Below are 13,178 nucleotides of genomic sequence, written 5' to 3' on the forward strand. Positions count from 1 at the left end.
CATTGAGATTGCACTTATCGTTATCAGTTTTCCATTAACAAGGCAGGGACACTCGTCAATAGATGCGATTAAGGTTAATGGAGTGTTAAATAGTTGTCGCTAATACGTAGATAAAAATAATATTGAGCATTGTGACGATTTTGTTCATAAAGTTCATGGCGAAGTTCTAGATCTGAATAATTGTTATAATCAGCACTGTTCTCTAGCTAAATTGTTGACGTAGCGCGAATAATCGAAATTCTTCCTACAAATAGGCCTCTGCTTTATATGCAATTACTACACTATTAAATTGTTGGTTGAGTTCACCTCAAAATTTAGAAGTCTTCGCCATGGAGGGCATGCAGTTGGACGAATTGAAGAAGCACACATACTCGATACGCTTTACCGTCGGAACCATGTTCATCATTGCTACAGTCGTCACATCCATGTTTGCTATTAGCTTACAGTATTTTTTTACTCGTCAGATGTCCGAAGAGCATGTATTAAGCAAGCTGACTAGAGTGACAGCTGGCGTCAGTGAATATATTCAAGAGGTCGATCTGAACGCCAAAAGTAGCGCTCGTCTTCTCAGCAGCATTTCAAAAACGATCGATCATGATTTCAGTGAAGAAGAAATTCGTACCATACTAATTCAAGTTCTCAATGATAACCCACTGTTCTACAGCATTTATTTTGGTAATGACCAAGAGGATTTCTACCAGATTATCAATTTAGAATCCGATCCCATTGTGCGGCAGCGTATTGAAGCTCGACCAGATGACCGGTGGGTGGTGATAAAAATTAATGGTCAGGAGCCTAATCGTATACGCCAGACGATTTATTACACATCTGATTTCGAACAAACCAGTGTCCGTACCAAAAAAAGTAATTATCTCCCCACACAACGACCTTGGTATCAGGCTGCTTCAGCAGATGAGGTGTACAAAACGGAACCCTATCTTTTTAAGCACTTGAAAATTACCGGGCAGACCTATTCACTGAAGACACGGCAAGCGGTATTGGGTATTGATATCGTTCTTTCTTCGATCAGTTCAAGAATTACCGCCGCTGCGATGGGGTTGCCAGCCGATGCTGGTGTAGAGTCCTTTGTTTTTCATCGTACGGGTGAAATCATCGCTTCCAATCTGCATGGAGTGAGCGAGATGCCATCTTTAACCAGGCCGCTAACATTAAGCCAGAGTGAACAAGAACTGGTGGATACAACTCCATCTTTGTTGGTATCGAACCAACTGGGTTGGCGACCATATGACTACGCTCTCGCCGGAGAACCACAAGGTTACTCTATCGCGCTACTCAATCTACTTGCAAAGAAGACGGGCCTCTATTTTGAGTTTATTAATGGATTTTCGAGTGATGAGTTAAATCGTAAGTTAGGTCAAAAACAGCTGGATATAGTGCATTCGCTTCCGGAACTTGATGTGAATGCTGAATATGCTCAGATACTCTTATTTAAAGAACCTCTAGCATTTGCTTATTTGGGGGAAACAGCACCTGACTGGTTCTCAAGTAAAGTTGGGGTGATTAATGGCCATCGCTTTCCCACAGGTTCTGTTATGGGAAAAATCAGCCCGATAGTGTTTAGTGACGGGGAAGAAGCGTATCAGGCGTTAATCACAGGGGACATTCAGCTTTTGCTCGACACGCGGAAGACTCTGGAATATTTAGGCCAAAATAGTAGTGTCAAATTCCAATTCTTGCCCATTGAGGCATCGGCACCTTTTTACCTAACCATTAGTGAGAAGTATCACTCTCTCAAACCACTATTAGCTCGAGCTATTGACAGTATTACACCCGATGAGCTGACAGCACTAAGTGATACTTGGTTCAGTCAGGTAAAAGAGCATCGAGTGCCTTACGAAGACTTAGACGCTTTGGCGGGCTCAGGAACAATCCACAAACGTGAAGTGAATGGCAGTAGTAAGTTCTTTTATGTAGAGGTATTGGGGAAAAATGCTCAAAGTAATGAAGAGTTCCTCGCGGTGATCGTGCCTGAAGGTGTGGTAATGGCGCAGGTAGTGGATAGGTTGTATACCTCGATTGGTGGCACGGTGGTGGTCTTAGGCTTGTTACTCCCAGTGGCTTGGGTATTTGGTAACCCGATTGTGAACCCTATTAGCCAACTGCAGAAAGAAACAAAGAAGATCAAATGCCGTAAGTTTGATGATGTAAAGATAGTGAATTCTAATATTAAGGAAGTCTGGGCGTTATCACATTCGATTCATGATATGGCACACGAAATTAAACGGCATGAACAGCAACAGGAAGCGTTTGTCGAGTCATTTATTAAGTTGATTGCGCAAGCCATCGATGACAAATCGCCTTATACCGCAGGTCACTGTAATCGGGTTCCTGAGCTTGGGATGTTACTTGCTCAAGCGGCTGAGAAATGTGCTTCGGGCGCGCTGAAAGACTTTTCGTTTACCAATAATCAGGAGCGTCGGGAGTTCCGAATCGCAGCTTGGCTACATGATTGCGGCAAGATCACGACACCTGAACACATCGTTGATAAAGGCACTAAACTTGAAGCCAACTACAATCGTATTCATGAAGTAAGAATGCGTTTTGAAGTACTTTGGCGAGATGCTGAAATCGAATTTCTACAATCTCAGCTAGTTGGAAAGGCTGAGAAAGCGCAAGCCCTACAGATATTGCGTGCAAAGAAAGCCAAACTGAAAGAGGATTTCGAATTTGTCGCGAAATCGAATGTAGGCGGAGAGTTCTTTGGCAAAGACCAAGTAGATAGAATTAAATCGATAAGTAAAATGACTTGGCAGCGTCATTTTGATGATCGTTTAGGTTTATCACCCTTTGAAGAACTGAATAAGCCAGTGTGTCAAAGAACTCTACCAGCAACAGAGAAGCTACTTGATGACAAACCAGAACACATACAGCATCGGATTAGACCGTTGGAGTTTGATCCCAAATTTGGCATCAAGATGGATGTGCCGCAATACCAGTACAACCTTGGGGAAGTGTACAACTTGTCGATCTCAAAGGGTACACTAACAGCGGAAGACCGATTCAAAATTAATGAGCATATGATTAGCGGTATCAAAATGCTGGAAGCGTTACCATTCCCTCCCGAGCTTAGCCGCGTCCCACGCTATGCATCAACGCATCATGAAACCCTAAAAGGGACGGGTTACCCACGTAAACTCACGGCGGAAGACTTGTCGGTACCAGAACGAATACTGGTCATAGCGGATATTTTTGAAGCGCTTACCGCAGCCGATAGGCCGTACAAAAAAGCCAAGCCAGTGAGTGTAGCGGTAGATATCCTCTATAAAATGGCGTTGGATAAACATGTCGATATGGATCTGTTCTTATTGTTTTTACAAAGCGGTGCTTATCTTGAGTATGCCAACAAGTTTTTGCCTAAAAGCCAGAACGATAAAGTGGATATCAGTCAGTATTTGAGGCCGGAGCAAGTTGCTTAGCCCGTTTAACTTGTTGGGCAATGAGGATTTGATAACAACTCGAAAGGCTCCCCAATTTGGGGGGCTTTTCTGTTTTTATAAACTCGATTAAAGACTGCTCTGAAAAAGGGTGATGTTCCCACATTGTCTGCAGTGAAATGGCGAGTGAAAAGAAATCATTCTGAGGGGAGATTTTGCCAGTTCGTAGGTTGGGGTTTAAAGCAGAAAACATAGGAGAGAGAGAAGAGTGTGTTTGGTGTTCGTAGTTGGACCCTATGGGGAGTATGCTCCCCATGTCGACCAATAGGGTTCGGTAGCATGGGGTGACTATCAGATTAGAAGGTTTGATATCACCATGAATGTATCCTGTGCCATGCAAGGCAATGAGAGCTTGTTCTGCGCTACTGGTAATTTCTTTTTTTAGACATAGGTCTAACTGTGAATAATCGATTGACAGAGACTCAAAAAATTCCAGCATCAGCCAGTCCATCCCCATGTCGGATCCATAGTCGAGAAACTTGGGCCAGTAGGGAGAAGAATGATGATGCAGGAATTCAGCTTCGGTTTTGAGCTGTTGTTTTGCTGGTACAGTTTGAGCGAACTTTACAATGGTTGAACCAAACTGAGGATGAGTAGCAAGATAGGTTGCATTACGAAGCAGTGAGTACTGGGTGATGCCCAGTACTCTAAAACAAGATTCTATTTTGTGGCCTGCTTCGTTGTTCATGTTCACATTTAGATACTCGAAGGTAGTGAGAATGCTGAGAAGAAGTTCGGCACAAACGGGTTGTTTTGCCCCTGAGTTTTGATACTCAATTGAACCTGACTCTCTCCGTATTTAATGGCGACTTCGGTTTGTTGGGATGTCGTTGAGGCGACTCTTGGCTCAATAAGCTTAAACCAAGCCCAATTACCTTCAAACTTTTCGTTGGCGATCGCGTTCGCTTGGGCCATGATCTGGAACCCTAAGCTATCTTGCTCGATAGATGCTGAATTCCAACTTTGTTTACTCCATAGCCGTGGACCATGCTGGTAAGTAAATAAGGGTTTTTCACCGCGAATAATAAACTCTGTAACGTCAGAACTCATTTCTTTGGCTTTGAGCTGGAACTGTAAAGACATGTTCTGCGGATCAGCTAAGAATAAAGCACTGCGGATATCACGTGCCTTCTCGATCATTTGCCATACAGTTGGGTCTAGTGCAAACCCCGTGTTTGGTAACAAACCGTAGAGATAAGGTGAGCGCTCTTCAGTGGAGAAACTCTTCAACTTAGTTTGATAAAACTGATCGATGGTACCGTTGACTTTAAAGAATGCCGCAACGTCTGCGGTACTTGCATCTAAGCTTGCTGTCTTGTTAAACGGATAATAAGCAGCAATCGTGGTTTCATAAGGTTGATAGACTTCTACTTTCCATGTGCTGTTTAGGTAGGCGTGGGCTAGGCCCATGACCAAATCATTGGCTTGCTGCGTTACCTGAGACAATATTTGACGAGAAATACTAGGTTGTGAATCCTCTTGCTGAGCAAGTAGAGAAACCGGATTGCTGGTTTTAATTTCAGCAGTCAGGGCTTGATAAGCGACTTTCTGAGGATCTTCTGCGTCGTAGAACTTGCCTAACCAAGTTTCAGCATCGGTAAACTGTCCTAGCAAAGAGTCGATGGGCTTTGTTCCTTGCTCATCAGCGGTTACCTGTTTGTGGTACTGGTTGAATGCAATGGAGATCTGTCGCGCAGACTCTTTCTTATCGATATCTTGCTCAGGAGGTTGTTCTCCCTCCTTAGTCGTCTCTGGCTGAACAAGTTCAACCGACGTGTATTTACTCATCGTATTATACAGTTGAGCTAACGGGTTGTTTGATGCCGTTGTGAGAACTGATAGCGTTTGTTTAAGCTCATCGGCGTTGGTTAAGCTTTTAACCTCGATGTGTGATGCAAAATCACGCCAGTAGTTAATGTAATCACCTTGGTACATTTGTTTGAGGTCGCGACTGATACGATACATTTCTAATGCACTTGGAGAGGAACCTGCGACACCTTCATACGCTTTAAGTGCATCTTTCAGTACTGGTGAATCAACAGACAAGTCTATGTCGCTAAAGCCTGCTGGCGTGAACAAGTAAGGCACTAGATAGCCGACGTAGTCGGGTGAAAAAGACAGCAGTTGACCAAAATTGCTACCGAGCTCTTGACGGACATCTATACGCTTCGAGTATTTTGGAGAATTGACAATATGCTCATAAAGCAGTGTTTCAATACCGGTTTGGTTAATCACTTTCTTAGCTAAACTTTCTAAGTCGAAGTTTGGTTTGATTGGCACTAAATCTTGAGCGAACACATCGTCTAGCAGCACTTTGAGCTGAGCCAATTTAACACTGTCAGCTTCGCCCTGTTCTTCTAAGGTCGTGACAAAGTAGTTCTTGAGCTCGCCAATATTGGTGCGATCTGCATTGAATAAGAGACGATAGTTGTTTAACAATGACAAAGTCTTAGATTGATCTTCAAGGTTGACGTAGACAAACAAGTCCTTTTCTAGCGTGTTTTCCATCGAAGGAATGAGTACGCGTTGCAACTCACTAAAGTAAGCGTTTTGTACTTCGCTCATGATGCTAGAACTTGGCATGAAGGGTAGGGTGTACCAAGGTTTTGGCTCAAGGTAGAGAGAATAGATTCTATTCAGAGAGTACAGGTTCGGTATGTTATCCGACATGTTTTCTATGTCATAGGGTTGAGCTGCAATCGCTTCCTTGTAACGCTCAACCATGTTATCGGCCCGAGCTTCACGCTGGCTTTGATAGTCAAAATCCAGTTTGATCACAAGTAAAACACTGACAAACAGACCTAGCCAAAACAGCGTGTAGGCAGTTTGCATAGCGAGAAGTATGTTCTCCTTACGACGGTTTACTCCGACTAGGTCATGCTCATTGATTATGGTATGACTCACCAAGTGCTGCGCAAACAGAGTTTGCTGTACAGGTATCTGTTGGTGTTGTTGGAATTGCTCGTGTCCTAAGGATTGGTTGACAACATTTGCTAATACGTCAAATTGGCTTTGAACTGAACCGCTATGGGTAAAGTAGAATCCGCGGAAATTTAGACCATCTTGGAGTTGGTCACCTCGATACAAGCGATTCAGGAACTGCCACAAGCTCTGTTTGAGCAGTCCAAACTGATATGGTGCCGCACAGATGGCATTACGGTAGTCTTGATTGAGCTGGGAAGCCAATGCCGTACTCATATTGGCGATCAACTGACTAATGAGGCTGTCGTACTCTTCATTAAACCAATCACCATCAATCCCACCATGTTTTTGAATTGGTGAGGTTGCCCCAAATACCTCGTTGCGTTTGGTTTCATCAAATGCGGAGAAAAACTGACAGAAGTCGTTTATCTGACCCATCTGAGTGATAATGTTATAAACGGGAAGGTTCAAACCGAATGTGCGATTAAAGCTTTGAATTTCCGATTTTATTTGATCTGCCTTTTGCGTCAACACTTCAGTTGTATTGAGTAGTTGGCGGACATCAGTGGTAAGGATCAGGCCGTTAAGTGCTTGGCGAGGGCGCCATTTATTCAAGCTATTACATAATGTTTTAATATAGGCGGGATTCTGATCTTCACCAAGACTCACTGAGATCAGAATGGAATGCTCACTCAACCAGAAAAGAACTGGGAACTCTATGTCGTTGCCGAAATCGTCGACTTTGTATGCCTCGTACCCCATTTGAGTGATGATACTTTTATCCTTTCGTGGATCATCACTTAGGAGGAGGTAGATTGGGAGGTCATAACGGCTCATTAAGCGCTTTTTGCGTTTCTGAACATTGAGCATCAACTTGAAATGTTGTGCCAGCAGCTTACAACGTTTGTTTATTAGGGCCTTATCCTGACTTGGTGCTTGTGACTTACTTTTTCGCTTAGAGAGTAACCAGTAGCAAAACGCGCCTAAAATGATCGCGACGAGCAGCGTTGACAAAACACCAACTAAGGTATGCGCAGGGTAGGCGAACTTCCAAGTCAATACGCCACCTATGACAAAAATAACAACCAAACACAGCAGAGTCCAAAGTATGCTGCTTCGTCTATGGTTCGCGGGTTTAGATGAAGTTGATTCTGCCATTGTTATGGAGCCTCTGATGTTTTCTTAGTGTCTTTTGTTGTTTTTCTGTTCTGCACAACGATGGCTTTGATAGCATCTTTCTCCAAATACCAAGCCTTTATCTCACGAGCTTGCTGAGCCGAATCACTGTGTACAATGACACGAAAATAGGAGTGAAATTGTTCTACTGAAGGCGTGTATGCTGAAGGTGATAGTGTACTAATAAAAGCGTCAGCATTCTTCTGTGATGAAAATGTTGCTAGCTGTACTAACCACGTCGACTTGCTTGTGATCATCGAAGGAGGCGGTGTTGCGTCCACCATTTCGACTTTGCTTGCTCTTTGAGGTGGGCTGACCAAATCTTCATCATTACTGATAAAAACGATGTCATTGACTTCTCCAGATAAGATGTAACGTTCGCTGAAGTCGGGTAAAAAGCTGAAATCACGGGCCCTTTGGGGCATTGTTTTGTCGTACCAGAAGTCGGTTAAGAATATGCTTAAAGCAATCAAAGTACTAAAAAACAGTGTGGTCAATAAGTAACGTTTTCTCCGTGTCGGCTTGCGTGCTTTAGGCTGCTTCACCCGTGTGCGACAATGAATGCTGTTGCTTTGACGGTATTGGCTAATAACTTGCTCGAGCTGGTGAATGAAGGCTTTCAATTGCTCGCTACCCGTTTCTCTGTACTGACCTTTGAAGCCAATATTGAGAAAAATGTAGATAACCTCAAGTAAATCAATAAGTTTGTGAGGCTGTCGTGTTGCTTTTTCTGCGACAGTAAAAAACAGCTCACCACCGTTACGCATACCAAACAATTCACTCAGTAAGGTTTTATTTTCCCAACCTCGCTTTTCTCCCCATTCGCTGTAGATAATGAGCTCGTCTAGAACAACCGCGTACAAAAAACAGAGTTTATCGATCACCGCAACGGGATAAGCTAACTCGGCACCTTTGGCCTTAATATCATTGATGTTACTAACAAGCTGATGGCGCAGCGTTGTGACGTCTTCGGGTTCGGGCAACGTTGAGACTTTCAGGGTAGTCGCCAGTAATTCGCTACTGATGTTGATCAATTGATTCTCTGCTTTATCGAAATAATTCAGAAATTCATGATGATTTTTACTGGCGTTGACCGACGCCCAGCTCGTGGTACTTTCGTCGCTGTTTTTGTCGGTGAAGTCAGATTTATTTGTGTCCCAAACCAGTGTTTCTTCGTCTAAATAGTCCATTGGCATTATCTCAACGCGTACAACATGACTTCTAATTCAGCAATGCGAGTATCAACGTGCAGTGCTATCGCATCACGATTTTCTAGCATCTCTAGCCACATTCTGTCTGAAGTATCGACTTCAAAGTAGGCAACGCCTTGCATTGGCTTCAGCTCGCTCGGGGCAACAGGTAGGGGAGACAATGCGATCCCTGACAAACTGTTTCTAACCAGCTCGACGATACGTGCATTGTTACCCAGTTTTGCAGCGACTGGGAAAAGTTCGTTCAATTCAGCACTACTGATATTAGATTTAACCGCCAGTACAAAACGACGATTAGAGACGCTTGCCGTATCTTTTATCAATGTCCTTAGAAGGCGACGACGCTCAAACAGGGAAGAATCCCAGTTAAATTCGATTACGGAATCCTGTTGAACTAGCGTTAGCATGTTGCGCAGGCTAGAGAACAATGGGTTAAAGCTATCATAGAGCTTTTGATACTGAAGCTGACTGCATGGTTCAGGTATCGCAGGCGTTAAAGCCATGACTTGAGCTTCGAATTTACGTAGTTCCAGATATAAATCATGTGTCTGACATTTGGGGTTGTTAATCGTGAGATCGAACCACGGAAGCCAAGTGTTCAATGTCTGTAACCAAAGGTAGTCTTGCATCATCGACTGCGGGCTTTTTTGTCCTTGGCCGGCATGAATTCGTTTAAGCAAATTAGTTGCGCGGTTAGAAGATAGGGCATGTATTTCTTTCATTCGTTCCATGAGCAGTGTCGACGCGCCGTAGTGAAGACAAGCTGGAATGAAGGCACGATCGAGGACAACCTCACCAGACTCGTTACTTTCCAGAATCTTAGATATCGGGATAAGTGTAAAGCCGGACGTATCTTCGCCGGCAAGCTTTATAGAAATGTTTAATTGTGCAACGTCTATTTCAACGCTGGCATTCTCTGATGTTGAGGTATCAAATACGCTAATCGATTGAGTGACATAACGGCTTTGCTCTGATTCGTCACTCCCATAGTCATTGTTGCCTTGCAATGAAATGGGTAAAGCGAGAAAAGCGATAGTCTCGATTGTACCTTGAGGGATATCTCGAGCTACTTCTTCTTTTAGCTCAAAATGAGTCCCATCAGGAAAGACACCAGCTGAAGAAGTGATAGAGAGCTTACCTATTTTAAGCAAATCGTGATTGATGGTTAATTCAGTGACACCATAAAAGGGAGCAAATCCGGCTAACGTTTCAATATTTTGGCGAACGTAGTTCTGTACATATCGATCCTGTTGCTGAAAATGTTGTGGGGCAATGAACATACCTTCTTGCCATACTACTTTTTTGAATGCGTCCACGTACTTTCCCTATCTTATGATTAAAACAATTTCCACCAGGGAGAATCTGGCGTAATAACTTCTAGTTTGGCCTTGTCACTTGAGAGACTAAGTTGTAAATACTCGTCAGAGTTTTTAGGCAACATTGAAACTGACTTTGGCTCACTTTGCTGGTAATCAATAAACTCGACTAATACCGCGAGATATTGTGTTTGATTATTGATATCTAGCGTGATTTTTTGCTCACTACCCGGAATAATAACCGGTAAAACTTGCTTTGATACAAGGTTGGCACTGAGCAACTGGGTATCATTGCTGTACAAATCAATGAAAGGCTGTTGCTTAAACATCTGTGCATCAGTCAGTTGGTATAATCTAACCACTACCGGATTGGATTCATTGGAATCCGAAGGGTTGGTCGATGTATCTGACTTAATTGCTAAAGAGTATTGAGTCACAACAGGCGCAGGATCTGATGAACATCCGATCAGAAACAGAGCCAAAACTACACACCACTTAGCCATTAATTTTCCTCTCTTTGTTTTTGCATATTCTCCATAAAGAGAGCTTTGAACTGACGCCTGAAGTCGCCGTTGTCTTGTCTGTGCTGGAAATGTTTACGGTATATCTTCCAGTACTTTTTCTCCTTGTTGGTAAACATACCACCAGAGATGTAATCACTAAATTGTCTTTCAAGCTGATTGGGGGCGAACTCGTTCAAGAACTGATCTACAGTTTTCTCTAAAGCTTCAAAGAGAGCATCATGGTGCAGAGTCGGATTTCTCAAGTATTTATGGTTCTTTTCAGTCATTGATAGAAGTTTTTCAAGTGATGCTTCGATAGGAGCACCAACTTTCGAATCAACAGGCAGAAACTCAGAGGCTTCGGGATTTTGAGGGACGTTAACATGGATGTCATCAACCTCAACATGGGCTGCAATCACGTCTGCGTCTAAGTCTTCAAAAGGGTCCGCAGCAAAAGGGTCATCGCTTAGTACGTTGTCTTCTGAAAACGGGCTGCTCTTTTGACTGTTCACTGGGGTTGGTTCCTCTTCTAAAAAGTCGATTTCGTCATTATCTAGTTGAAGAGAAAATGGCTCAGAAAACAACGTATCGTCTTTCACTTCGTCTTGAGCTTGATTCGAGGTCACGAGTGTCGAGACAAGCATGGTGTAGTTTTCTACCTTTAGAATATCCCCATCGTTGAGCGGGTACTCTTTTCCTTGGACCATGTTTTTGTCATTGAGTACAGCGCTGTTTTGTCCTGTACTTTTCACACAGTATCCGCTGTCTGTGAGACGAATACTGCCATGCACTCTTGAGATGCGTTTGCTTTGGTCGGGTAAAGAGATGTCACAAGATGTTGCCCTTCCAAATTCACCACCTGTTTTTGGTAAGTACACCACGCGAGAGGTGACTACCTCATCAGAGGGTACAGAAATCAAATGAATGCTAATAGTCATTCGTTACCCCTCACACTTTAAAGTCGCTGCATTAAATGCAGATAGGAAACCAGAGTATTTTTTAAGGAATCGATTCGAGAAGTAAACACCCATAGGTTGAGTGTCCATCAATTGTGACTGGAAAAAATCGTCTGGTAGAGAGGCTTCTTTTAGCTCACTCTCAAAGACTTTTTCATCTTCCAGTGCGACATCAATATCCCTTTGTTTTAAAAGCTTTAGTAATACTTTAGCATCTCGAGGCTGTTTGACTACGTTGAATCCGTTGCGCTTTAACCAAAACCACTTGTTGGACCCAAATTTAGCAGAAAATTTAAGGTTAACTTTGGTAAGCTCATCCATTTTAGGCTCTACTCCTGGGCCAAAGTACCAACGAAGTTTTTGCTGCGCGATCGGGGCTGATAACGTCGCATACTCATCACGCTCCGCTGTTTGAGTCGCGACAAAAAAGCCGTGTTGAGTACCACTTTGCACTCGCAACTGCGCGTCTGACCAGACTGTCATCGTGATCTGGTAGGGTTGCCCCATATGACTGAGAGCGCATTTCACTTTATCCAACGCAATGCCTTGCATCTGACCATGTTTATAGTCCTGGTAAGGAGGCCAGTCCTGCGTTGTTAAGTGCAAACGCGCAGGACCAAAAGTAGTTTGTGCTGAAGCATTGGCTATAGTAACTAGGCCAAGAAAAATCGCTAGGCAGAAAGTAAAATACGGCATCATTCTGACCATTCATTTCCTCCAATAAGTTCGGAAATTTTTAAAATTGATACGGGTGGATAATAATTAAGTGTACGAGCAGCACCGACATTAACTATATATGAGTATTGAGTAAGTGGTTCAATAGGGACGTCGCTGGGTATGTATTTTCCACTTAATATTTGTTCCGCTTTGTGACCAGCAAACTGGCCAACGTTGTAATAGCGACTGACAATACCAAACAGTGCGTCGTGCTTTCGTATGGGAGATTCGGTTGCAGAAAACGTTGCAATACCTTGTTGATGTAAATTGTCTACAATGCTTTTACCTTGACTAATGATGTACGAATCGGGGGGAAGATAAGCCAGTTGAACACCGTCCTCAATCATGAGATCGACGACTTTTTCAACGGAGCTAGAATCGGGTTTATCGTTCCTCGTTCTTAGCGGATACAAGTATACATCTTTCTTAAATCTTGCCGAAAGCGTTTGTATATTTCTTGCAGTCACTACGGCATTGCTTTCTAAAGGATTAAAGATAATACCTATGGTTTGGATTCCACTCAACTGACTGATGGCGTTCAACTGTACGTCGTGAGGAACGATATGGCTGACGCCTGTAAAGTTTCGTCCATCTTCATCTAAAGCGTTAACAATCTTCGACCCCACAGGGTCTGTTACGATACTAAATACAACGGGGGTATCACTGTTTTCTCTGAATTGGCTAGGGTTATGCTCAGTACCTAAAAGATTGAGGGTGATAGTCGTGCCAAACGTATAGATCAAATCCGGCTTTAAATGCTCGATGTTTTCTAGGTGCTGCTTCAGGACGAATTTGTCACGATTAGCATCCAAGACGGTGTATCTTACGTTCATTTTTCCGGACAGGTAATCGATGAATCCACGCTCGGCATCCGTCACACCGCGCCACAATATCATGACGACATGTTTTTTGTCTTCAGAAT

9 protein-coding genes are annotated in these 13,178 nt (G+C 43.3%); 1 reads left to right on the forward strand and 8 read right to left on the reverse strand.

The features are described 5' to 3' along the window. Nucleotides 1-338 precede the first annotated feature (338 nt). Nucleotides 339-3,437 (forward strand): HD domain-containing phosphohydrolase, encoded by a 3,099-nt coding sequence (locus TW84_RS12925; protein WP_045976053.1) that lies wholly within the window; start codon nucleotides 339-341, stop codon nucleotides 3,435-3,437. On the opposite strand, the gene TW84_RS12930 is transcribed toward TW84_RS12925, so the two are convergent. Genes TW84_RS12930 through TW84_RS12965 form a run of 8 tightly spaced genes read right to left on the reverse strand, consistent with a single transcriptional unit; the run spans nucleotide 3,403 to nucleotide 13,152 of the window. Continuing rightward, entirely contained in the window at nucleotides 3,403-4,143 is a 741-nt protein-coding gene (locus TW84_RS12930) for a protein kinase domain-containing protein (protein WP_045976054.1), read from the reverse strand. The genes TW84_RS12925 and TW84_RS12930 overlap by 35 nt on opposite strands. 8 nt (nucleotides 4,144-4,151) lie before the next feature. Next, complete coding sequence (tssM, locus tag TW84_RS12935; protein ID WP_045976055.1) at nucleotides 4,152-7,535, reverse strand: type VI secretion system membrane subunit TssM; 3,384 nt, start codon at nucleotides 7,533-7,535, stop codon at nucleotides 4,152-4,154. Nucleotides 7,536-7,537: 2 nt separating this feature from the next. Further along, nucleotides 7,538-8,743 (reverse strand): type IVB secretion system protein IcmH/DotU, encoded by a 1,206-nt coding sequence (icmH, locus tag TW84_RS12940; RefSeq protein ID WP_045976092.1) that lies wholly within the window; start codon nucleotides 8,741-8,743, stop codon nucleotides 7,538-7,540. A 5-nt stretch (nucleotides 8,744-8,748) separates the two neighbouring features. After that, the gene (gene tssK, locus TW84_RS12945; protein WP_045976056.1) at nucleotides 8,749-10,080 is read right to left on the reverse strand and encodes a type VI secretion system baseplate subunit TssK; all 1,332 of its coding nucleotides are present in this window, start codon (nucleotides 10,078-10,080) and stop codon (nucleotides 8,749-8,751) included. A 20-nt stretch (nucleotides 10,081-10,100) separates the two neighbouring features. Next, nucleotides 10,101-10,583: a type VI secretion system lipoprotein TssJ gene (gene tssJ / locus TW84_RS12950; RefSeq protein WP_045976057.1), complete on the reverse strand. Its 483-nt coding sequence runs from the start codon at nucleotides 10,581-10,583 to the stop codon at nucleotides 10,101-10,103. Then, entirely contained in the window at nucleotides 10,583-11,521 is a 939-nt protein-coding gene (locus TW84_RS12955) for a type VI secretion system-associated FHA domain protein (protein ID WP_045976058.1), read from the reverse strand. The genes tssJ and TW84_RS12955 overlap by 1 nt, the downstream gene beginning before the upstream one ends. A gap of 3 nt (nucleotides 11,522-11,524) precedes the next feature. Further along, nucleotides 11,525-12,238 (reverse strand): substrate-binding periplasmic protein, encoded by a 714-nt coding sequence (locus tag TW84_RS12960; protein ID WP_045976093.1) that lies wholly within the window; start codon nucleotides 12,236-12,238, stop codon nucleotides 11,525-11,527. After that, nucleotides 12,235-13,152 carry an ABC transporter substrate-binding protein gene (locus tag TW84_RS12965; RefSeq protein WP_240478182.1) on the reverse strand — a complete coding sequence of 306 codons (918 nt, stop codon included), beginning with the start codon at nucleotides 13,150-13,152 and terminating at the stop codon, nucleotides 12,235-12,237. The genes TW84_RS12960 and TW84_RS12965 overlap by 4 nt, the downstream gene beginning before the upstream one ends. Nucleotides 13,153-13,178: the final 26 nt, after the last annotated feature.

Origin of the sequence: Vibrio neptunius, from assembly GCF_000967495.1 — a bacterium.
In the GTDB taxonomy this organism is placed as follows: domain Bacteria; phylum Pseudomonadota; class Gammaproteobacteria; order Enterobacterales; family Vibrionaceae; genus Vibrio; species Vibrio neptunius.